The organism is Streptomyces deserti, assembly GCF_054782695.1.
This window is the reverse complement of record NZ_BAAGRZ010000001.1, coordinates 824,261-845,042: the sequence shown is the minus strand read 5'-3', so window position 1 is coordinate 845,042 and position 20,782 is coordinate 824,261. Positions and strand designations below refer to the sequence as shown.

The following is a 20,782-nucleotide window of genomic DNA, read 5'->3' as shown; positions in this document are numbered from 1 at the left end:
TTGTCCGTACGTGAACTGGTGGTCCTCGGCACCGCCAGCCAGGTCCCCACCCGGCACCGCAACCACAACGGCTACCTGCTGCGCTGGGACGGCGAGGGCATCCTGTTCGACCCCGGCGAGGGCACGCAGCGCCAGATGGTGCGGGCCGGCGTCGCCGCGCACGACCTGAACCGGATCTGTATCACCCACTTCCACGGCGACCACTGCCTCGGACTGGCCGGAGTGATCCAGCGCATCAACCTCGACCAGGTGCCGCACGAGATCACCGCCCACTACCCGCGCTCCGGCCAGCGCTTCTTCGACCGCCTGCGGTACGCCACCGCCTACCGCGAGACCGTCGACCTCACCCAGGCCCCGGTCGCCTCGGACGGCGTCCTCGCCGTGACCCCGGCCTACACGCTTCAGGCCCGGAAGCTGTCGCACCCCGTCGAGTCGTACGGCTACCGCCTCATCGAGCCCGACGGCCGCCGCATGCTGCCCGACCGGCTCGCCGCGCACGGCATCAAGGGCCCGGACGTCGGCCGCATCCAGCGCGAGGGCTCCCTGGACGGAGTGCCGCTCGAAGCCGTCAGCGAGGTGCGCCGCGGGCAGCGGTTCGCGTTCGTCATGGACACCCGGCTGTGCGACGGCGTGTACGCGCTCGCCGAGGGCTGCGACCTGCTCGTCATCGAGTCCACCTTCCTCGACGAGGACGAGCGACTCGCCGTCGAGCACGGACACCTGACGGCCGGTCAGGCCGCACGCGTGGCACGCGAGACCGGCGTACGGCATCTCGTCCTGACCCACTTCAGCCAGCGCTACACCGGACCCGACGAGTTCGAGCGGCAGGCGCGGGCCGCCGGGTACGAGGGGGAGCTGACCGTGGCGCACGATCTGCTGAGGGTGCCGCTTCCGAAGCGTCGGTGAAACCGCCGTACGATGATTTGATGCCCCTCCCGAAAGCCGAACTGCACCTTCACATCGAAGGCACCCTGGAGCCCGAGCTGGCCTTCGAGCTCGCGGCCCGCAACGGTGTCACGCTGCCGTACGCCGACACGGACGAGCTCCGCGAGGCCTACCGGTTCGAGGATCTGCAGTCCTTCCTGAACCTGTACTACGAGCTCATGGCCGTCCTGCGCACCGAGCGGGACTTCGAGGACCTCGCCAACGCCTACCTCGCCCGCGCCGCCGCGCAGGGCGTGCGGCACGCGGAGATCTTCTTCGACCCGCAGGCGCACACCAAGCGCGGGCTGGAGCTGGGCACGGTCGTCGAGGGGCTGTGGCGCGCGCTGGAGCACAGCGAGGCCAACCACGGTGTCTCCACCCAGCTGATCCTGTGCTTCCTGCGCGACGACTCCGCCGAGTCGGCCCTGGCGACGCTGGACGCCGCCAGGCCGTACCTGGACCGGATCACCGGCGTCGGCCTCGACTCGGCCGAGGTCGGGCACCCGCCGGTGAAGTTCCGAGAGGTGTACGAGGCGGCCGCCGCCCTGGGCCTGAGGCGGGTGGCGCACGCGGGCGAGGAGGGCCCGCCGGAGTACATCACCGAGGCCCTGGACGTCCTCGGCGTCGAGCGCGTCGACCACGGCCTGCGCTGCATGGAAAACCCGGCGCTGGTGGAACGGCTGGTGCGCGAGCGCGTGCCGCTCACCCTGTGCCCCCTGTCCAACGTCCGGCTGCGCACGGTCGACACCCTCGCCGACCATCCCCTGCCCGCCATGCTGGACGCCGGCCTGCTGTGCACGGTCAACTCCGACGACCCGGCCTACTTCGGCGGCTACGCCGGCGACAACTTCGACGCCGTACGGGACACCCTCGGGCTCGGACCGGACCGGCTGCGCGAGCTGGCCCGCAACTCCTTCCTCGCCTCCTTCCTGGAGCACGACGAGGAGCGGCGGGCCCGGTACCTCGCCGAGGTGGAGGCGTACGAGTTCACGTAACCGTCAGCCGGCCCCTGGCGCCCGCGTGGCCGCCGCCGTGTCGTAGGCACGCTGGGCGGGGACGGCCGGGCCGTCCACGGGGATCTCGACCACCGGCTGTTCCGGGGCGCCGACCTCGGGGACCGTGCCGGTGGGCGTGCCCGTGGCGGCGGCGACCACGGCCGCCGGGGTGCCGCCCCGGCGGCGGACCGCGCCGGGCAGCAGCGGGCGCCCGCCGGTGTGCAGGGCGACGGCCGTCATCGGCACGGCGACGACCAGCAGCCCGGCACCGAGGACCAGCCCCATGACCGGGAACCCGGCCTGCGCGGACAGCACACTGCCCGTGAGCGGTCCGGCGGCCGTCCCCAGCGAGGACGCCGACCCGACGAGCACCGCCCAGCGCCCGCGCCGATCGAGCGAGGCGGCGAGCCCGATGAGGTACGACAGCACCACGGGGTAGAGCGCGTTCCAGGCGATCTCACCGGCCGCGAAGCTCGCCAGGCCGGTCGCGGAGGCACTGGCCGCGATGCAGCCGGCGATGAGCACGGTCCCGGCCCCGATGGGCAGCGCCCGCCCCAGCCGCGCCCCGAGCGCGCCCGCCCCGATGACGCCCATGAGCCCGGCGCCCAGCGCGACGGCGAAGACGGCACCGACGGTGGCCTCGCTCAGGTGCGCCTGCGTGAGCCCGATCCGGCCGCTCACCCCCCACAGCGAGTTCTGGGCCAGCGACCAGCACAGCATGGCGGCGGCGAGGACCAGGCCCGAACGTCGGTGCGGCAGCCGGGCCTTGTCGTGCCGGGCGCGCGGGGAGGCCGTACCGGCGGGGAGCCGCCCGGTCAGGGGCCACACGGCGAGCGCGGTCAGCGCGATCGCGGCCGGCGGGAGACCGTGGCCCGGACCGAGATGCGGAATCGTCAGATACAGGACGCCCGCGAGGGCGGAGACGCTGAGCAGCCCGAGCGTGGAGGCCCGATGCGGATCCATTCCCCCAGCTCTCGACTTCGCTCGAGCAGAGGGCGCCCCCATGGCGGCGATCTGGGTGGCGGCGACCGTGGTGGCCGTACCCGACCCGAAGCCGCCGACGACCGCGCCGAGGACGACGGCCCAGACGGCGCTGGTGAGCGCGGCACCTCCGTAGCCGAGCACGGCCAGCGCGAGCCCGGTCCGGGCGAGCGTCCGCGCCCCGACCCGCTCGACCCGGGACGCCAGCAGGAACCCGGCCGCCGCCGAACTCAGCAGCAGCGCACTTCCGACGGCTCCCGCCTGAGTCGGGGAGAGCGGAAGTCCGGCGTCCAGCCGGCCGACCGTGGTCGGCAGCAGATACGGAGCGAGGTACCCGGCCGTGAAGAGGGCGACGACGGGCCAGGGGGTGGTGCGGGGGGCGAACACGGGCGTTCCCAGGGCATGCGAAAGAAGCGGCTCGAAAGGGGGATTGGGCGACGACCGTCGACGGACAGGAACGCGCGGGCAATTTGTATCAAGCGGGGGGCGGGCTGATCGAGGCGAGTGGGTGTGATGTGGCGCACGCGCGCGTTTGAGGCTGGGGTGACCGGGTAGACGAGCGCGCCAACGCCAGTGCACGGATCCGTCGGCCATTGACGGTGTCTGTTCGCGTATCTAGTCTCCATTCTCATACGTGGATGGCGTCTGCGTGGGGAGATGCCATGGTGAGAGGAGGACCGGAAAGCCCCTGGCCGGCCCAAGAGCCTCCTCGCCACCGGACTCGACCTCATGGGAGCCGCCCTGTGACGCGCGACCTGACCATCACCGACGTACGGCTGACACCGATCCTGGTCGCCGACCCGCCGCTGCTGAACACACAGGGCGTCCACCAGCCGTACACCCCCCGGCTGATCGTCGAGATCGTCACGGCCGACGGGATCACGGGTGTCGGGGAGACGTACGGCGACACCAAGTACCTGGAGCTGGCCCGCCCCTTCGCCGAACAGCTGAGGGGTCGCCAGGTCAGCGATGTGAACGGCCTGTTCACGGTCGCCGACGAGGTCGCCGTGGACACCTCCCGGGTCGAGGACGCCGTCGACGTCGGCGGACTGCGCGGGGTGCAGACCGCCGACAAGCTGCGGCTGTCCGTCCTCTCCGCCTTCGAGGTGGCCTGCCTGGACGCCCTCGGCAAGGCGCTCGGCCTGTCCGTGCACGCGCTGCTCGGCGGCAAGGTGCGCGACAGCGTCGAGTACAGCGCCTACCTCTTCTACAAGTGGGCCGGCCATCCCGAGGGCGTCCGCGCCGAGCAGGACGACTGGGGTGCCGCACTCGACCCGGCGGGGGTCGTGGAGCAGGCACGCAGGTTCACCCAGCGGTACGGCTTCACCTCCTTCAAACTCAAGGGCGGTGTCTTCCCGCCCGACGAGGAGATCGCCGCCGTACGGGCCCTGGCGGAGGCGTTCCCGGGGCATCCGCTGCGGCTGGACCCCAACGGGGCCTGGTCCGTGGAGACGTCGGTGAAGGTGGCTGAGGAACTCGGGGACGTCCTGGAGTACCTGGAGGACCCGGCGCTCGGCACCCCGGCCATGGCCGAGGTCGCCGCACGCACGCGCGTGCCGCTCGCCACCAACATGTGCGTGACGACCTTCGCCGAGATCAAAGAGGCGTTCACCCGCGACGCCGTCCAGGTGGTCCTCTCCGACCACCACTACTGGGGCGGGCTGCGCAACACCCAGCAGCTCGCCGCGATCTGCCGCACCTTCGGCGTCGGGGTGTCCATGCACTCCAACACCCACCTGGGGATCAGCCTGGCCGCGATGACCCACGTGGCGTCCACCGTCCCGAACCTCCACCACGCCTGCGACTCCCACTACCCGTGGCAGGCGGAGGACGTCCTCACCGCACGCCTCACCTTCGACGGCGGCAGGGTCACCGTCTCCGACGCCCCCGGCCTCGGCGTGGACCTCGACCGCGACCGGCTGGCCGCGCTGCACCGGCGGTGGCTGGACGACGACGGGTCGCTGCGGGACCGGGACGACGCGGCCGCGATGCGGATCGCCGACCCCGGCTGGGTCACGCCCGCGATGCCCCGCTGGTAGCCCCGGCCGGTGGTCCCCGCGTGATCGCCGTCGCGTTGTCAGTGGTGTGGTGCACACTGGCCAGATCGGCACCACGTCAGGGAGCGCATCGTGATCGCGTCCACCGCGTCCTTCGCGTCCACCTCAGAGGGATCGCACCGCCAGGCCCAGGTCGACCCTCTCGCCGCGCTGCGCACGCCGCACGACCCGCCCTGGGACGTCTACCTCACCGGCACGGTCTTCCTCGACATCATCTTCACCGGCCTCGACTCCGCCCCGGTGCGCGGCACGGAGTCCTGGGCGCGCGGGATGGGGTCGAGCCCCGGCGGCGTCGCCAACATGGCCACCGCCCTGGCCCGCCTCGGCCTGAGGACGTCCCTCGCGGCGGCCTTCGGCGACGACCACTACGGCGACTACTGCTGGAACGCCCTGGAGCAGGGCGAGGGCATCGACCTCTCCCCGTCGCGCACCGTACCCGGCTGGCACTCCCCGGTGACCGTCTCGATGGCCTACGAGGGGGAGCGCACGATGGTCTCCCACGGCCACGAGCCGCCCCCGGAGGAACCCGCCCCCGACTGCCCGCCACGCGCGCGTGCCGCCATCGCCTCCCTCACGCCCGGCAGGAGCGCCCCCTGGGTCGCCCAGGCCGCGAGCAAGGGCGCCCGCGTCTTCGGTGACGTCGGCTGGGACGACACCGGCGCGTGGGACCTGGCGGGGCTGCCCGACCTGAAGTACTGCGAGGCGTTCCTGCCGAACGCGGAGGAGGCCATGCGCTACACGGGCGCGAAGTGCCCCCGCGCCGCCGCGCACGCCCTCGCCGAGCACGTACCGCTCGCGGTGGTCACCCTGGGCGCGGAAGGGGCGTACGCCGTGGACCGCCGTACGGGGGAGACGGCCTCCGTCCCCGCCATCGCCGTGGAGGCCCTCGACCCGACCGGCGCCGGGGACGTCTTCGTCGCCGGCTTCGTCACCGGCACCCTCGCGGGCTGGCCGCTGGCCGACCGGCTCGCCTTCGCCGGGCTGACCGCCGCGCTGTCCGTCCAGGAGTTCGGCGGCTCCCTGTCCGCCCCGGGCTGGTCGGAGATCGCCGCCTGGTGGCGCGAGGTGCAGTCGGTCGACGGGCAGGATCCGGCGGCCCTGCGGCGGTACGCGTTCCTGGCGGACCTGGTGCCGGACGAGCTGGTACGGCCGTGGCCGCTGCGGCGGGCGGTGCCGACGATCGGGTTCCGCAGGTCGGCGTGACCGACGCGGGTCGGCCCCGGCCCGCGCGGGGTGGCTGTACCGAACACACAACCCCGGCACCGAAAAGCCCTACGGCGTTGTCAGCCCCCCGTCGTACCCTTGAATCGCGAGGCCGCCCTCAGCTACGCGGCCGTGAAGAGGAGGAACCGCAGGCCTTCAGCGCCGGCCCATGACTCAGACACCGACAGCTCACACCCCCGCGCAGGGGCAGGCGAGAGTGCAGTTCACCGTCCCCGCCCAGCACCCCATGGTGACCGTGCTGGGTTCCGGAGACGCCCTCCTGCGCGTGATCGAGAAGGCCTTCCCGGGGGCCGACATCCATGTCCGGGGCAATGAGATCAGCGCGGTCGGCGACCCGGCGGAAGTCGCCCTCGTTTCGCGCGTGTTCGACGAGATGATGCTCGTGCTCCGCACCGGGCAACCGATGACGGAGGACGCGGTGGAACGCTCGATCGCCATGCTGAAGGCGAGCGAGAACGGGGAGAGCGACGGCCTGGAGACCCCGGCCCAGGTGCTCACGCAGAACATCCTGTCCTCGCGCGGCCGCACGATCCGCCCCAAGACGCTCAACCAGAAGCGCTACGTGGACGCGATCGACAAGCACACGATCGTCTTCGGCATCGGCCCCGCCGGCACCGGCAAGACGTACCTGGCGATGGCCAAGGCGGTGCAGGCCCTGCAGTCCAAGCAGGTCAACCGCATCATCCTGACCCGACCCGCGGTCGAGGCGGGCGAACGCCTCGGCTTCCTGCCCGGCACGCTGTACGAGAAGATCGACCCGTACCTGCGCCCGCTCTACGACGCGCTGCACGACATGCTCGACCCGGACTCGATTCCGCGGTTGATGGCGGCGGGGACTATCGAGGTGGCGCCGCTGGCGTATATGCGTGGACGTAGCCAGCCGATCTTCACGAACGTCCTCACGCCGGACGGCTGGCGTCCCATCGGCGACCTCCAGGTCGGTGACCTGGTCATCGGCTCGAACGGTGAGCCGACCCCGGTCCTCGGTGTCTATCCCCAGGGCGAGAGGGACATCTACCGCGTCACAGCCCAGGACGGCTCCTGGACGCTGTGCTGCGGCGAGCACCTGTGGACGGTCAGGACGCGAGACGACAAGCGGCGCAACAAGCCGTGGCGGGTCCTGGAGACCCAAGAGATGATCGGCAACCTGCGGGCGGGGCACTATCGCCGATACGAGCTGCCGATGCTCACGGCGCCGGTGTGCTTCCCGGAGCGCGAGGTGCCGATGGACCCGTATGCCCTGGGCCTCCTGCTCGGCGACGGCTGCCTCACCGGTTCGACGACGCCGTCCTTCTCGACGGAGGACCCCGAGCTGGCCGCGGCGCTGGAAGCCGGGCTGCCGGGCGTCACGCTGCGGCATCGGGGTGGTCCCGACCACGTGCTCGACAGGACCAAGTCCCCCGGCGATGTCGTGACTCTGGAGAATCCGGTCACCCGGGTGCTCCGCGAACTCGACCTGCTGCGTACCCGGTCCCACACCGAGTTCATCCCGGACGACTATCTGTACAACTCGGCCGAGGTGCGGCTGGCCGTCCTGCAGGGGCTGCTCGATTCCGATGGTGGCCCGGTCGTGCAGAAGGACCGCACCTGCCGCATCCAGTACACGACGACGTCGATCATGCTGCGCGACGACGTCATCTCGCTCGTCCGGTCGCTGGGCGGCGTGGCATACGCCCGTCGGCGCATCGCGGCGGGGCGCAAGCCGGGCGTGGCGAAGGGTCGTGAGGTCGGTCACCGCTACGACGCCCACATCATCGACATCCGTCTCCCCGAAGGCGTCGAGCCCTTCCGCCTGGCCCGCAAGCGCGACAAGTACCACGCGGCCGGAGGCGGCGGACGCCCGATGCGGTTCATCGACAGCATCGAGCCCGCGGGCAGGGAGGAGACCGTCTGCATCCAGGTGGCGGCCGAGGACTCGCTGTACGTCACGCAGGACTACCTGCTGACGCACAACACGCTCAACGACGCCTTCATCATCCTGGACGAGGCCCAGAACACGAGCCCCGAGCAGATGAAGATGTTCCTCACCCGCCTCGGCTTCGACTCGAAGATCGTGATCACGGGTGACGTGACGCAGGTCGACCTCCCCGACGGCCAGAAGTCCGGCCTGCGGCAGGTCCAGGAGATCCTGGAGGGCGTGGAGGACGTCCACTTCTCGCGGCTGTCGTCCCACGACGTCGTACGGCACAAGCTGGTGGGCCGTATCGTCGACGCGTACGAGAAGTACGACAGCAAGCACGGCACCCAGAACGGCGCCCACAAGGGCAACCGCGGCAAGTCCGGGCACAAGGGGAAGTAGACCGAGCACCAGCATGTCGATCGACGTCAACAACGAGTCCGGCACCGAGGTCGACGAGCAGGCGATCCTCGACATCGCCCGCTACGCGCTCGCGCGGATGCGCATCCACCCGCTCTCCGAGCTCTCGGTGATCATCGTGGACGCCGCCGCCATGGAGCAGCTCCACATCCAGTGGATGGACCTGCCCGGGCCGACGGACGTCATGTCGTTCCCGATGGACGAGCTGCGTCCGCCGTCGAAGGACGACGACGAGCCGCCGCAGGGCCTGCTCGGCGACATCGTGCTGTGCCCCGAGGTCGCCGCCAAGCAGGGTGCGGAAGCGCCTACGCAGCACACCATGGACGAGGAGCTGCAGCTGCTCACCGTCCATGGCGTGCTGCACCTGCTCGGCTACGACCACGAGGAGCCGGACGAGAAGGCCGAGATGTTCGGCCTGCAGGCCGCCATCGTGGACGGCTGGCGCGCGGAGCGGGGCCTGACCGGCCCGTCCCCGGCGCCGACGGTCTCGTAGGCCGCCCATGAGTCCGCAGCTCGTCCTCGGCGCGATCGCCCTGGTCGTGGTCGCCTGGCTCGCCGCCTGCGCGGAGGCGGGCATCGCGCGTGTCTCCAGCTACCGCGCCGAGGAGGCCATCCGCTCCGGGCGGCGCGGCAGCGCCAAACTCGCGCAGGTCGCCGCCGACCCGACCCGCTACCTCAACGTGGCGCTGCTGGTCCGCGTCGCCTGCGAGATGGCCGCCGCGGCGATCGTCACGTACGCCTGTCTGGAGGAGTTCGCCAGCACCGCCGAGGCCTTGCTGATCGCGATCGCGGTCATGGTCCTCGTGTCGTACGTGGCCGTCGGTGTCTCGCCGCGCACCATCGGCCGACAGCACCCGCTGAACACGGCGACGGCGGCGGCGTACATCCTGGTGCCGCTGGCGCGGATCATGGGCCCGGTCCCGTCCCTGCTGATCCTCATCGGTAACGCGCTCACCCCCGGCAAGGGCTTCCCACGCGGCCCGTTCGCCTCCGAGGCGGAGCTGCGCGCGCTGGTCGACCTCGCCGAGGCCGAGTCCCTGATCGAGGACGAGGAGCGCCGCATGGTGCACTCCGTCTTCGAGCTGGGCGACACCCTCGTCCGCGAGGTCATGGTGCCGCGCACCGACCTGGTGGTCATCGAGCGGTACAAGACCATCCGCCAGGCCCTCACCCTCGCGCTGCGCTCCGGTTTCTCCCGTATCCCGGTGACCGGCGAGAGCGAGGACGACATCGTCGGGATCGTGTACCTGAAGGACCTGGCCCGCAAGACGCACATCAGCCGCGACGCGGAGAACGAGCTGGTGTCCACGGCGATGCGCCCCGCCTTCTTCGTGCCCGACACCAAGAACGCCGGCGACCTGCTGCGCGAGATGCAGAAGGAACGCAACCACGTGGCCGTCGTCATCGACGAGTACGGCGGCACAGCCGGCATCGTCACCATCGAGGACATCCTCGAGGAGATCGTCGGCGAGATCACCGACGAGTACGACCGCGAGCTGCCGCCCGTGGAGGAGCTGGGCGAGGACCGCTACCGGGTCACCGCCCGCCTGGACATCAGCGACCTGGGCGAGCTGTACGGCCTGGAGTCCTTCGACGACGAGGACGTGGAGACGGTCGGCGGCCTGCTGGCCAAGGCGCTGGGCCGCGTGCCCATCGCCGGGGCGTCGTCCGCGGTGGAGCTGCCGGACGGCCGGGAGCTGCGCCTGACCGCCGAGGCCGCCGCCGGCCGCCGGAACAAGATCGTGACCGTGCTGGTGGAGCCGGCGGGCCCGGCGGATCCCCCGGAGGAGGAGAAGCCGGAGTGACCCCCAAGCAGCTGCGCGCGCTCTGCCTGTCGTTCAACGCGGCGGTGGAGGACTTCCCGTTCAGCCCGGAGATCTCGGTGTTCAAGGTGCTGGGCAAGATGTTCGCCCTGACCAACCTCGACGCGCGCCCGCTCACGGTCAACCTCAAGTGCGACCCGGAGGACGCGATCCGGCTGCGCGCCGAGTACCCGGACCTGGTCATCCCCGGCTATCACATGAACAAGCGCCACTGGAACACCGTCACCGTCGACGGCGGCCTCCCGGACCGCCTGGTCCGGGACCTCGTCGAGGACTCCTACGACCTGGTCGTCGCCGGACTGCCGCGAGCCGACCGGCTCCGCCTCGACCGCCCCTGAGGCGGTCCCCGCGGGGCTACGTATGCTCGGATCATGACCGACACCAGCGCGCTCGACCCCGAGGACCGCAAGATCGTCACCCTGGCCCGTTCCGCGCGGGCCCGCAACGGTGTGCCCGAGGGGGCCGCCGTACGGGACGAGACCGGCCGTACGTATGTGGCGGGGACCGTCGCCCTCGACTCCCTGAAGCTCAGTGCCCTGCAGACGGCGGTGGCGATGGCGGTGGCCTCGGGCGCGAAGTCGCTGGAGGCGGCGGCCGTGGTCACGGAGGCCGACTCGGCGTCGGCGGAGGATCTGGCGGCCGTACGGGATCTGGGCGGGGCGGGGACGCCGGTGCTGGTGGCCGGACCGGACGGGACGGTCCGGGAGACGGTGCCGGCCGGCTGACGGTGCCGGCCGAGCGGCGATCGGCCAGTTTTCAACCTTGCCGTCGTCCGCCTCTCACGCATCAATGGAACCGACAGTCATGACGGGCCGTCAGTTCCAGTGCTCGCGCAGCGTGACCGCATCCGCCTGCCGAGCGCTCCCCCCACGGAAAGGGAACGAAATCCCATGAGAGGCAAGCGAATCGGAGCAGGTGCGGCACTGGTGGCCGGGGCCCTCGCGGCCACCGGCCTCACCCTCGCGCCCACCGCCGTCGCCGTCACCCCCCAGACGGCGACGATCACCGCCGACTGCGGCACCTTCGGCGGCGGACAGGCCACGCTCACGGCGACGCAGAACGGCACCTCCGCCACCGTCACCGTCAACACCTCCGCGATCACCGCGCCCATCGCGCTCGCGGAGGACTCCATCGCGTCGACGCTCACCCTGGTGAAGGCGGGCGGCGGCACCACCGTCTTCACCGGCACGGAGAACCCGGCGATGGCCGCCGGCGCCCCCGTCCAGGTCGGCCCGCTCAGCGGCACCGTGGCCTCCGGCGACAGCCTGGAGGCCTTCGGCGGCTCGCTGCGGATGACCGTGTTCGGGATCACCATCACGTGCACGGCGACCGGGCCGCAGTCGCCGGGCCCGTTCGTGTTCGACTGAGCCGCGCGGACGCGGCCCCCGCGCTCACAGCGCGTCGGGGCCGCGTTCTCCCGTCCGGACCCGTACGACCGTGTCGACGGGCAGCGCCCACACCTTGCCGTCGCCGATCTTGCCGGTCTGCGCGGCCTTCACGATTGTGTCGATGACGGCGTCGGCGTCCGCGTCCCCCACCACGACCTCGATACGGACCTTGGGCACCAGGTCGACCTGGTACTCGGCGCCCCGGTACACCTCGGTGTGGCCGCGCTGCCGGCCGTAGCCGCTGGCCTCGGTCACGGTCAGGCCGTGCACACCGAGCTCCTGCAGGGCGGTCTTGACCTCGTCGAGGCGGTACGGCTTGACGATGGCGGTGATGAGCTTCATGCCGGGTGTTGACCTTCCGCGCGCTGGGGACGGGGTGAGCCGACCCCGTACGTTACGCCCAGTGGTGCGGTGGGGCTCCGGGGATCAGGGAGAATGGGCGGCATGAGCGTTCGTACCCAGTCATCCGAGCAACCGGCCGAGGCCTTGCACCGGGCCGGTTTCGCCTGCTTCGTCGGGCGGCCCAACGCGGGCAAGTCCACCCTCACGAACGCTCTGGTCGGGCAGAAGGTGGCGATCACCTCGAACCGGCCGCAGACGACGCGGCACACGGTGCGCGGCATCGTGCACCGGCCGGAGGCGCAGCTGATCCTCGTCGACACCCCGGGCCTGCACAAGCCGCGCACGCTGCTGGGCGAGCGGCTGAACGACGTGGTCCGCACGACGTGGGCCGAGGTGGACGTCATCGGGTTCTGCCTGCCCGCTGACCAGAAGATCGGCCCGGGTGACCGGTTCATCGCCAAGGAGCTCGCCGGGATCAGGAAGACCCCGAAGGTCGCGATCGTCACCAAGACCGACCTCGTCGACTCCAAGGCGCTGGCCGAGCAGCTCATCGCGGTCGACCAGCTGGGCAAGGAGCTGGGCATCACCTGGGCGGAGATCGTGCCGGTGTCGGCGACCGCGAACAAGCAGGTGGACCTGCTGGCGGACCTGCTGATCCCGCTGCTGCCCGAGGGCCCGGCGCTGTATCCCGAGGGCGACCTGACGGACGAGCCCGAGCAGGTGATGGTGGCGGAACTGATCCGGGAGGCGGCCCTGGAGGGCGTCCGCGACGAGCTGCCCCACTCGATCGCCGTGGTCGTCGAGGAGATGCTCCCGCGCGAGGACCGCCCCGCCGACAAGCCGCTGCTGGACATCCACGCGAACCTCTTCATCGAGCGCCCCAGCCAGAAGGGCATCATCATCGGGCCGAAGGGCAAGCGCCTGAAGGAGGTCGGCATCAAGTCCCGCAAGCAGATCGAGGCGCTGCTGGGGACGCCGGTCTTCCTGGATCTGCACGTGAAGGTCGCGAAGGACTGGCAACGCGACCCGAAGCAGCTGCGGCGGCTCGGGTTCTAGCCTTTCGGTCTTCTGAGCCTTTCGGTCGTCCAGCCTTTCGGTCGTCCAGCTTTTCGCTCTTCCAGCCTTTCGGCCGGCTAGCCGGCCGTCCGCTGCGGGGTCAGGTCCTGCAGGCCCACCACGCGCAGCAGGTGCAGCCGCTCGTGGGCCTCCGTGCCGGGGCGGGCCGTGTGGATGATCAGCAACTGGTGGTGCTCGTGGCTGAGCAGCACCTCACAGTCCAGCTCCAGCAGGCCGACCACGGGGTGCTGGAAGCGCTTGGTGTTCCGGCGCCGCAGGGACACCTCGTGTTCCTCCCACAGGCGGGCGAACTCCTCGCTCCGCGACCGTAGTTCGGCGACCAGAGCGGCCGGTTCCGGGTCGCCCGGGCGGGCGGCGGTCACCGCGCGCAGACTCGCCACCTGCCCGCGCGCGTGCTCCGGCCGGTCCTCGGGCGGGAACAGCTCCTGGGCGGCCGGATCCAGGAAGAACAGGCGGGTCAGGTTGCGCCGGCCCGGCGGGCGGGACATCACGTCGCCGACGAGTGCCCTGGCCATCGCGTTCTGTGCCAGCACCTCGCCCCAGTCGGTCACCACCTGCGCCGGTGTGTCGTGCAGCCGGTCCAGGACCAGCAGCAGACCGGGGCGGACATGGCCGGATGGTGTCGCGCGGCGCGGGGGTTCCTCACCGGTCAGGTGGAACAGGTGGTCCCGTTCGTCGTCCGTCAGGCGCAGGGCCCGGGCCAGGGCGGTGAGCATCTGCCGGGACGGCCGGGGGCCGCGCGACTGCTCCAGACGCGTGTAGTAGTCGACCGACATGCCGGCCAGCGCCGCCACCTCCTCCCGGCGCAGGCCAGGGGTGCGGCGGCGGGCGCCCGCGGCCAGGCCCACGTCGGACGGCTCCAGGCGGGCACGGCTGCGGCGGAGGAAGTCGGCGAGTTCGGCTCGGTTCACCCCTCCAGGCTGCGGCAGGCCGCCCGGGTTAGCCAGGGACTCCCGGTCCCCTGATCGACGGGTCTCTCCCGCCGGGCTCCCGGCCGCCGGAGGGTGGTGGCAGCGGAGTCGAGAGGAGCAGATCATGCTGACACTGGTGACGGGCACGACGGGACAGGTCGGCCGGCGCTTCGTGCCGAGGCTGCTGGCGCGGCGGCGGCCGGGCGAGGAGGTACGGGTCCTGGTGCGTGACGCGGCGCGCGCGGAGCGATTCGCGGAGCTGGGAGCGGAGGTCGTGGTCGGCGACCTCAGGGACGCCGAGGCGCTCGGCAAGGCGGTGGCCGGCGCGGACGCGGTCGTGAACGTCGCGGCGTCCTTCCGCGGGGTGCCCGACGAGGAGGCGTGGGCGGTCAACCGGGACGCCGCCGTGGCGCTGGGCCGTGCCTCCCTGGCCGCCGGCGTGCGGCGCTTCGTGCACGTCAGCACGGGCATCGTGTACGGCACCGGGCGGGGCCGCCCGCTGGTCGAGGACGACGAAATCCGGCCCGGCGGCGAGATGTGGGGCGCCTACGCGGAGTCCAAGGCGGCGGCCGAGCGGGAGCTGCTCGCCCTGGAGGGCATCGAGGTGCGTGTCGGCCGCCTCCCCTTCGTCTACGGCGAGGGTGACCCGCACCTCGCCCAGTCCCTGAGGTGGGCCGCGCACTGGGCGGCGGCCCAGCGGCTGCAGATGGCCCATCACGCCGATGTGGCCCAGGGGCTGTTGCGCCTGCTGTACGCCCCCGGTGCCGTCGGCCGCGTCTACAACATCGCCGACGACGCCCCGGTCACGGCCGTCGACCTCCACCATCTCAACGGCGTGGAGGTGCCCGCCGAGCTCTACACCCGCACCGACCCCGATCCCTGGTTCGGGATCATGTCCACCGAGCGGATCCGCCGGGACCTCGGCTACCGGCCGCTGTATCCGACCGTGTGGGCGGCGCGGGACGCCGGGGCGCTCTAGGACCGGCGCTGCGCCCGCAGCACCTCCCGGAACCAGCGATAGGAGGCCTTCGGGGTCCTGACCAGCGTCTCGAAGTCCACATGCACGAGGCCGAACCGCTGCGCGTACCCCTCCGCCCACTCGAAGTTGTCCAGCAGCGACCACACGAAGTACCCGCGGACGTCCACGCCCGCCTCGATCGCCCGGTGCAGGGCGCGGATGTGGCCGTCGAGGAAGGCGATCCGCTCCTGGTCGTCGACGCCCTGGTAGGAGCAGCCGTTCTCGGTGATGACGACCGGCGGGAGCCGGTCGCCGTACGTCTGCTGGAATCCCGTCAGCAGCTCCGTCAGGCCCTCCGGCACCACCGGCCAGCCGAAGTCGGTCACCGGCCGGCCCTCGATCTCCCGGACGGAAAAGGGGAGTTCGGCGGGCATCGTCACCCCGCCGAACTCGATCTCCGTGCCTTGCGGGGCGCCCACCCGGGTCGGCGCGTAGTAGTTGATGCCGTACCAGTCCAGTGGCTCGGCGATGACCTTCAGGTCGGACTCCACGTCGCCCGGCATCAACTCGCCGAGCCCGGGCGGGTATGCACCGAGCAGCAGCGGGTCGGAGAACAGCCGGTTCAGCAGTACGTCGTAGAACTCCGCCGCTTCCAGATCCGCCTGCTCCCCGGACGCCGGCCACGTCGGTCCGTGCGAGTTGGCGATCCCGATGTCGGTGGCGCCGCCGGCGCGCAGCGCCCGTACGGCCAGGCCGTGGGCCAGGAGCTGGTGGTGGGCGACCGGGAGGGCGTCGAACAGGAGTTGCCTGCCGGGGGCGTGGGTGCCCAGGGCGTGGCCCAGCAGGGTGTGCTCGGCGGGCTCGTTGAGGGTGATCCACGTGGTCACGCGGTCGCCCAGGCGCTCGACGACGGCCGACACATGGTCGGCGAACCGCGCCGCCGTGTCCCGTTCCAGCCAGTCGAGCCCGGCCGGCAGGTCCCAGTGGAACAGGGTCGGCACCGGCCGTACGCCCGCCCCGCACACCTCGTCCACCAGGCGGTCGTAGAAGTCGAGGTCGCCGGACCGGACCCGCGGCCAGGAGAGGGAGAAGCGGTACGCGCCCACACCCAGGTCGGTCAGGAGGGTCACGTCCTCGCGGTAGCGGTGGTAGTGGTCGCAGGAGACCGCCGCCGTCGAGCCGTCCTTCACCCGCCCCGGTTCGGCGGTGAAGACGTCCCAGACAGACGGTTCGCGCTGGTCGGCCGCGCCCTCGATCTGGTGTGCGGAGGTCGACACGCCCCACAGGAAGCCGTCCGGGAACCGGGGGATCGGGTTGCCTGCCTCAGTCGTCATGCGCGGATCATCCGTACCGGCGGTAACTGAAGTCAACGCCCCGGGGGGAAACCGGAGTTACGCCCCCTCCTTCAGCACCCGCGAGATGAGTGTCCGCTGCTCGTCCGTCAGCCGCGGGTCGGAGGCGTACACCGTCCTGCCGTCCACCGTGATCTGGTAGCTGAAGCCGTCCGGCACCCCGATCGGCGGCGTGCCCCGGCCGGCGGCGACCGCCCGCTCGGCCAGGGTGTGCCACTCGGGTGCGTCGGGCCGGCCCGAGGTGTCCACCTCGGCGTACCGCTCGATGCCCGCGAATCCGCCCGTGCGCCTCACCTGAATACGCATGGTCCCTGTCTAGTACGGAACTACAGAGTGCGCACGCCGACCCGCTCCCAGGCCTTCGTGACGGCCTCCAGCTCCTCACCGTCGCCGTAGCGCGCGCGGGCGGCCTTCACGGTGAGCGTGGCGAAGTCGGCGAAGAGGGCCTGCTGCTTCAGCTCGCCCCCGGTCAGCACGTCGTACCAGATCTGCCCGGCCCGCTCCCAGGCGTGGCCGCCGAGGGCCGTGGCGGCCAGGTAGAAGGCGTGGTTGGGGATGCCGGAGTTGATGTGGACGCCGCCGTTGTCACGGCCGGTGCGGACGAAGTCGTCCATGGTCGCGGGCTGCGGGTCCGTGCCGAGGACGTCGTCGTCGTACGCCGTGCCCGGCGCCTTCATGGAGCGCAGCGCCTTGCCGGTCACGCGCGGGGCGAGCAGGCCCGCGCCGATCAGCCAGTCCGCCTCGGTCGCGGTCTGGCCGAGCGTGAACTGCTTGATCAGGGAGCCGAAGACGTCCGACAGGGACTCGTTGAGCGCGCCGGGCTGGCCGAAGTAGGTGAGGTTGGCCGTGTACTGGGTGACGCCGTGGGCGAGTTCGTGGCCGATGACGTCGATGGGGATGGTGAAGTCGAGGAAGATCTCGCCGTCCCCGTCGCCGAAGACCATCTGCTCGCCGTTCCAGAACGCGTTGTTGTAGTCGCGGTCGTAGTGGACCGTCGCGTCCAGCGGCAGCCCGCCGCCGTCGATCGAGTCCCGTTCGAACGCCTTCAGGAACAGCTCGAAGGTGGCGCCGAGGCCCGCGTAGGCGCGGTTGACGGTGGCGTCCTTGCCGGGCGCGTCGCCCTCGCCGCGCACCTTGCGGCCGGGCAGGTCGGTGCCGTGCCGGGCGTCGAAGATCGTCCGGTGCGGCTTGCCGGACTCGGCCGGGGCGGGCGGTGCGGCGGCCGGGGCGCCCAGGACCGTGGTCAGGCGGCGGTGGGTGCGCTCGAAGGCGTCGCGCTCCAGGGTCCGGCGGGCGGGGCGGGCGAGCGCGGGGTCCTCGGCCTGGGCCAGCCTGTCGAGGACATGGGGCGGAACGATGGTGCAGAAGACGGGCTCGAAGCCCCCGTGGTGCAGCCTCATGCCGGCACCTTTGCACTGCGTCACGCCGCTGTCACCATCCGCAACCATGATCGGTGAATGCGGCGCTACGGGCCTACCCACCGGGAAGCAGTGTGGTACTGGGCACTTTTTGTCCCGATTGTTCAGCGGGTCCCGCATACTGATACGGACCCGCGCATCCGGAAGAGCTCGGCTAGCATGCTGCGCATCATGCGTTTCGGGCTGCTTCTCCTTAGCTGCCGCGGCGAGGGCCTGTAGACAAGGCCGACTCCCTCCCCGCGGAGCTTTGGCGTTGCGTCGTCGGCCGTCCTTCCGGACCCCCTGAGGAGCCCGAAGCATCATGGCGAACCGCCAGCAGCCCAGTTCCATGCCGATCCACAAGTACGGCCGCTACGAGCAGGTCGACATCCCCGACCGCACCTGGCCGGACAACCGGATCACCGTCGCCCCCCGCTGGCTCTCCACCGACCTGCGTGACGGCAACCAGGCCCTGATCGACCCGATGTCGCCCGCCCGCAAGCGCGCGATGTTCGACCTGCTGGTCAAGATGGGCTACAAGGAGATCGAGGTCGGCTTCCCGGCCTCCGGCCAGACCGACTACGACTTCGTACGCTCCATCATCGAGAAGCCCGGTGCCATCCCCGAGGACGTGACGATCTCCGTCCTCACCCAGGCCCGCGAGGACCTGATCGAGCGGACGGTGGAGTCCCTGCGCGGCGCCCACCGTGCCACCGTCCACCTGTACAACGCCACCGCCCCGGTCTTCCGCCGGGTTGTCTTCCGCGGCTCCAAGGACGACATCAAGCAGATCGCCGTCGACGGCACACGCCTGGTGATGGAGTACGCCGAGAAGCTGCTGGGCGACGAGACCGAGTTCGGCTACCAGTACAGCCCGGAGATCTTCACCGACACCGAGCTGGACTTCGCGCTGGAGGTCTGCGAGGGCGTCATGGACGTCTGGCAGCCCGGCCCGGACCGCGAGATCATCCTCAACCTGCCCGCCACCGTTGAGCGTTCCACGCCGTCCACGCACGCCGACCGCTTCGAGTGGATGGGCCGCAACCTGTCCCGCCGCGAGTACGTCTGCCTGTCCGTGCACCCGCACAACGACCGCGGTACGGCCGTCGCCGCCGCCGAGCTGGCGCTGATGGCCGGCGCCGACCGCGTCGAGGGCTGCCTGTTCGGGCAGGGTGAGCGCACCGGCAACGTCGACCTGGTCACGCTGGGCATGAACCTGTTCTCCCAGGGCGTCGACCCGCAGATCGACTTCTCCGACATCGACGAGATCCGTCGTACGTGGGAGTACTGCAACCAGATGGAGGTCCACCCGCGCCACCCGTACGTGGGCGACCTGGTCTACACGTCCTTCTCCGGCTCCCACCAGGACGCCATCAAGAAGGGCTTCGACGCCATGGAGGCCGACGCCAAGGCCAAGGGCGTCACCGTCGATGACATCGAGTGGGCGGTGCCGTACCTGCCCATCGACCCCAAGGACGTGGGGCGTTCGTACGAGGCGGTCATCCGGGTCAATTCGCAGTCCGGCAAGGGCGGTATCGCCTACGTCCTGAAGAACGACCACAAGCTGGAGCTGCCGCGCCGGATGCAGATCGAGTTCTCCAAGATCATCCAGGCGAAGACGGACGCCGAGGGCGGCGAGGTCACGCCGAAGGACATCTGGGCGATCTTCCAGGACGAGTACCTGCCGAATCCGGACAATCCCTGGGGCCGTATCCAGCTCAAGAACGGCCAGTCGACCACCGACAAGGACGGCGTGGACACCCTCACCGTCGAGGCCACGGTCGACGGCGTGGAGACCACCCTGGTCGGCACCGGCAACGGCCCGATCTCGGCGTTCTTCCACGCGCTGCAGGGCATCGGCATCGACGCCCGCCTGCTGGACTACCAGGAGCACACGATGAGCGAGGGCGCCTCCGCGCAGGCCGCCTCCTACATCGAGGTCGCCATCGACGACAAGGTCCTGTGGGGAATCGGAATCGACGCGAACACCACGCGCGCCTCGCTGAAGGCCGTCGTGTCCGCCGTCAACCGCGCGACCCGCTGACCGGCCCGATCGGCGATATGAGGGCTCCGTCCGCCGTTGTCCGGCGGACGGAGCCCCGTCATATACCGGCCAATTGCTGTGGAGGTCACGGAAAGGTCTCCTCCGGGGTACTGACTCGACCTCATGGATGTGGCTAACATCACGCCAGCGCGGCGACGTTGCCGCGCGGCGTTACGGAGGTGCGACGTGCTGCCAGGACGGGGAGGAAACGGCCGTGCCGCCAGGCTTGCCCGCATCCTGGGCACCCGTACCGCGTGGACGGCCGTCGGCGACGGGGAGTTCTTCTGCCCCGGCTGCGGCGGCGACCGCAACTACCAGCGGCTGACCGGCCGGCGCCGCTTCACCCTGCTCGGCGTGCCGGTGCTGCCGCGCGGCGAGACCGGGCCGGTCGTCGAGTGCGCGGCCTGCCGCCGCCACTTCGGCACCGACGTCCTGGACCATCCGACCACCACCCGCTTCTCCGCGATGCTCCGCGACGCCGTGCACACCGTCGCCCTCGCGGTGCTCGCCGCGGGCGGCGCCGGCTCCCGTACGGCCCTGGAGGCGGCCGTCTGCGCGGTGCGCGCGGCCGGCTTCGACGACTGCACCGAGGAGCAGCTGGCCGCCCTCGTGGAGGCGCTGGCGGCGGACACCGGCCGGATCACCGGGGAACCCTGCGGTGCCGGGCTGGCCATAGAGCTCCACGAGGCGCTGGACCCGCTGGCCCCGCACCTCGCCCCGGCCGGCCGCGAATCGATCCTGCTGCAGGGCGCCCGTATCGCCCTGGCCGACGGGCCGTACACCCCCGCCGAGCGGGACGTCCTCGCCACGGTGGGCGCCGCCCTCACCATCTGCTCCGACGACGTGACCCGGCTGCTGGCGGCGGCGCGGACGCCGTCGTAGGTCCCGCGTTACTCCCCGGGGAGTAGTCCGGCACTCCGGCCGCCCTGGGCAGTACCCCCCGACTCGCCCTCGCGCCCGACGAATCGGCCCCCGCGCGCCGGGAGTCTGGA

20 protein-coding genes are annotated in these 20,782 nt (G+C 71.4%); 14 read left to right on the top strand and 6 right to left on the bottom strand.

The window, feature by feature from the left end:
* A complete protein-coding gene (locus ACYVMZ_RS03840; protein WP_461075397.1) occupies positions 1-906 on the top strand; it encodes a ribonuclease Z in 906 nt (301 codons plus the stop codon).
* Between the two features lie 20 nt (positions 907-926).
* Positions 927-1,919 carry an adenosine deaminase gene (locus tag ACYVMZ_RS03835; RefSeq protein ID WP_461075395.1) on the top strand — a complete coding sequence of 331 codons (993 nt, stop codon included), beginning with the start codon at positions 927-929 and terminating at the stop codon, positions 1,917-1,919.
* Between the two features lie 3 nt (positions 1,920-1,922).
* On the opposite strand, the gene ACYVMZ_RS03830 is transcribed toward ACYVMZ_RS03835, so the two are convergent.
* Positions 1,923-3,287, bottom strand: coding sequence for an MFS transporter (locus ACYVMZ_RS03830; protein WP_461075393.1), 1,365 nt, complete (start codon positions 3,285-3,287; stop codon positions 1,923-1,925).
* Positions 3,288-3,643: 356 nt separating this feature from the next.
* Between ACYVMZ_RS03830 and ACYVMZ_RS03825 the strand changes: the two genes are divergently transcribed.
* The 8 genes from ACYVMZ_RS03825 (at position 3,644) to ACYVMZ_RS03790 (ending at position 11,688) form a co-directional block, all read left to right on the top strand.
* On the top strand, positions 3,644-4,939 hold the full coding sequence (locus ACYVMZ_RS03825) for a glucarate dehydratase family protein (RefSeq protein WP_461075391.1): 1,296 nt from the start codon (positions 3,644-3,646) through the stop codon (positions 4,937-4,939).
* A 90-nt stretch (positions 4,940-5,029) separates the two neighbouring features.
* Positions 5,030-6,160, top strand: a complete 1,131-nt coding sequence (locus ACYVMZ_RS03820; protein ID WP_461075389.1) for a carbohydrate kinase family protein — start codon at positions 5,030-5,032, stop codon at positions 6,158-6,160.
* A gap of 169 nt (positions 6,161-6,329) precedes the next feature.
* The gene (locus tag ACYVMZ_RS03815; protein ID WP_461075387.1) at positions 6,330-8,480 is read left to right on the top strand and encodes a PhoH family protein; all 2,151 of its coding nucleotides are present in this window, start codon (positions 6,330-6,332) and stop codon (positions 8,478-8,480) included.
* A 13-nt stretch (positions 8,481-8,493) separates the two neighbouring features.
* A complete protein-coding gene (ybeY, locus tag ACYVMZ_RS03810; protein WP_461075385.1) occupies positions 8,494-8,991 on the top strand; it encodes an rRNA maturation RNase YbeY in 498 nt (165 codons plus the stop codon).
* 7 nt (positions 8,992-8,998) lie between these two features.
* Entirely contained in the window at positions 8,999-10,303 is a 1,305-nt protein-coding gene (locus ACYVMZ_RS03805; protein WP_461075383.1) for a hemolysin family protein, read from the top strand.
* On the top strand, positions 10,300-10,659 hold the full coding sequence (locus ACYVMZ_RS03800) for an MmcQ/YjbR family DNA-binding protein (protein WP_461075381.1): 360 nt from the start codon (positions 10,300-10,302) through the stop codon (positions 10,657-10,659). Before ACYVMZ_RS03805 ends, ACYVMZ_RS03800 begins: the two co-directional genes overlap by 4 nt.
* A 33-nt stretch (positions 10,660-10,692) precedes the next feature.
* Positions 10,693-11,046: a cytidine deaminase gene (locus tag ACYVMZ_RS03795; protein WP_461075379.1), complete on the top strand. Its 354-nt coding sequence runs from the start codon at positions 10,693-10,695 to the stop codon at positions 11,044-11,046.
* A gap of 165 nt (positions 11,047-11,211) precedes the next feature.
* Positions 11,212-11,688: a hypothetical protein gene (locus ACYVMZ_RS03790; RefSeq protein ID WP_461075377.1), complete on the top strand. Its 477-nt coding sequence runs from the start codon at positions 11,212-11,214 to the stop codon at positions 11,686-11,688.
* 24 nt (positions 11,689-11,712) lie between these two features.
* On the opposite strand, the gene ACYVMZ_RS03785 is transcribed toward ACYVMZ_RS03790, so the two are convergent.
* Positions 11,713-12,051, bottom strand: coding sequence for a P-II family nitrogen regulator (locus ACYVMZ_RS03785; RefSeq protein ID WP_461075375.1), 339 nt, complete (start codon positions 12,049-12,051; stop codon positions 11,713-11,715).
* Between the two features lie 102 nt (positions 12,052-12,153).
* On the opposite strand from ACYVMZ_RS03785, the gene era reads away from it, so the two are divergent.
* Positions 12,154-13,107 (top strand): GTPase Era, encoded by a 954-nt coding sequence (era, locus tag ACYVMZ_RS03780; RefSeq protein ID WP_461075373.1) that lies wholly within the window; start codon positions 12,154-12,156, stop codon positions 13,105-13,107.
* 77 nt (positions 13,108-13,184) lie between these two features.
* Here the strand turns inward: era and ACYVMZ_RS03775 are convergent, their stop codons facing one another.
* The gene (locus tag ACYVMZ_RS03775; RefSeq protein WP_461075371.1) at positions 13,185-14,039 is read right to left on the bottom strand and encodes a helix-turn-helix transcriptional regulator; all 855 of its coding nucleotides are present in this window, start codon (positions 14,037-14,039) and stop codon (positions 13,185-13,187) included.
* 124 nt (positions 14,040-14,163) lie between these two features.
* Here ACYVMZ_RS03775 and ACYVMZ_RS03770 point away from each other — a divergent pair, with 124 nt between their 5' ends.
* Positions 14,164-15,018 (top strand): NAD-dependent epimerase/dehydratase family protein, encoded by an 855-nt coding sequence (locus ACYVMZ_RS03770; RefSeq protein ID WP_461075369.1) that lies wholly within the window; start codon positions 14,164-14,166, stop codon positions 15,016-15,018.
* On the opposite strand, the gene ACYVMZ_RS03765 is transcribed toward ACYVMZ_RS03770, so the two are convergent.
* From ACYVMZ_RS03765 to ACYVMZ_RS03755, 3 genes are read right to left on the bottom strand one after another with little or no spacing between them, the layout of a single operon-like run.
* Positions 15,015-16,331 carry a GH1 family beta-glucosidase gene (locus ACYVMZ_RS03765; protein ID WP_461075367.1) on the bottom strand — a complete coding sequence of 439 codons (1,317 nt, stop codon included), beginning with the start codon at positions 16,329-16,331 and terminating at the stop codon, positions 15,015-15,017. The two genes, ACYVMZ_RS03770 and ACYVMZ_RS03765, sit on opposite strands and share 4 nt — an antisense overlap.
* Positions 16,332-16,388: 57 nt before the next feature.
* Entirely contained in the window at positions 16,389-16,655 is a 267-nt protein-coding gene (locus ACYVMZ_RS03760) for a protealysin inhibitor emfourin (protein ID WP_461075365.1), read from the bottom strand.
* Positions 16,656-16,675: 20 nt separating this feature from the next.
* Positions 16,676-17,749, bottom strand: a complete 1,074-nt coding sequence (locus ACYVMZ_RS03755; RefSeq protein WP_461075363.1) for a M4 family metallopeptidase — start codon at positions 17,747-17,749, stop codon at positions 16,676-16,678.
* Positions 17,750-18,068: 319 nt separating this feature from the next.
* On the opposite strand from ACYVMZ_RS03755, the gene leuA reads away from it, so the two are divergent.
* Positions 18,069-19,790 (top strand): 2-isopropylmalate synthase, encoded by a 1,722-nt coding sequence (gene leuA / locus ACYVMZ_RS03750; RefSeq protein ID WP_461075361.1) that lies wholly within the window; start codon positions 18,069-18,071, stop codon positions 19,788-19,790.
* Between the two features lie 186 nt (positions 19,791-19,976).
* The gene (locus tag ACYVMZ_RS03745; RefSeq protein WP_461075359.1) at positions 19,977-20,672 is read left to right on the top strand and encodes a TerB family tellurite resistance protein; all 696 of its coding nucleotides are present in this window, start codon (positions 19,977-19,979) and stop codon (positions 20,670-20,672) included.
* Positions 20,673-20,782 lie beyond the last annotated feature (110 nt).

What these genes read in the sequence shown, in the direction of transcription:
- ACYVMZ_RS03785 (WP_461075375.1), bottom strand. Translation starts at nt 12,051, where the DNA reads ATGAAGCTCATCACCGCCATCGTCAAGCCGTACCGCCTCGACGAGGTC.
- ACYVMZ_RS03765 (WP_461075367.1), bottom strand. Translation starts at nt 16,331, where the DNA reads ATGACGACTGAGGCAGGCAACCCGATCCCCCGGTTCCCGGACGGCTTC.
- ACYVMZ_RS03790 (WP_461075377.1), top strand. Translation starts at nt 11,212, where the DNA reads ATGAGAGGCAAGCGAATCGGAGCAGGTGCGGCACTGGTGGCCGGGGCC.
- ACYVMZ_RS03760 (WP_461075365.1), bottom strand. Translation starts at nt 16,655, where the DNA reads ATGCGTATTCAGGTGAGGCGCACGGGCGGATTCGCGGGCATCGAGCGG.
- ACYVMZ_RS03815 (WP_461075387.1), top strand. Translation starts at nt 6,330, where the DNA reads ATGACTCAGACACCGACAGCTCACACCCCCGCGCAGGGGCAGGCGAGA.
- ACYVMZ_RS03755 (WP_461075363.1), bottom strand. Translation starts at nt 17,749, where the DNA reads ATGAGGCTGCACCACGGGGGCTTCGAGCCCGTCTTCTGCACCATCGTT.
- ACYVMZ_RS03835 (WP_461075395.1), top strand. Translation starts at nt 927, where the DNA reads ATGCCCCTCCCGAAAGCCGAACTGCACCTTCACATCGAAGGCACCCTG.
- ybeY (WP_461075385.1), top strand. Translation starts at nt 8,494, where the DNA reads ATGTCGATCGACGTCAACAACGAGTCCGGCACCGAGGTCGACGAGCAG.
- ACYVMZ_RS03795 (WP_461075379.1), top strand. Translation starts at nt 10,693, where the DNA reads ATGACCGACACCAGCGCGCTCGACCCCGAGGACCGCAAGATCGTCACC.
- ACYVMZ_RS03770 (WP_461075369.1), top strand. Translation starts at nt 14,164, where the DNA reads ATGCTGACACTGGTGACGGGCACGACGGGACAGGTCGGCCGGCGCTTC.
- era (WP_461075373.1), top strand. Translation starts at nt 12,154, where the DNA reads ATGAGCGTTCGTACCCAGTCATCCGAGCAACCGGCCGAGGCCTTGCAC.
- leuA (WP_461075361.1), top strand. Translation starts at nt 18,069, where the DNA reads ATGGCGAACCGCCAGCAGCCCAGTTCCATGCCGATCCACAAGTACGGC.
- ACYVMZ_RS03805 (WP_461075383.1), top strand. Translation starts at nt 8,999, where the DNA reads ATGAGTCCGCAGCTCGTCCTCGGCGCGATCGCCCTGGTCGTGGTCGCC.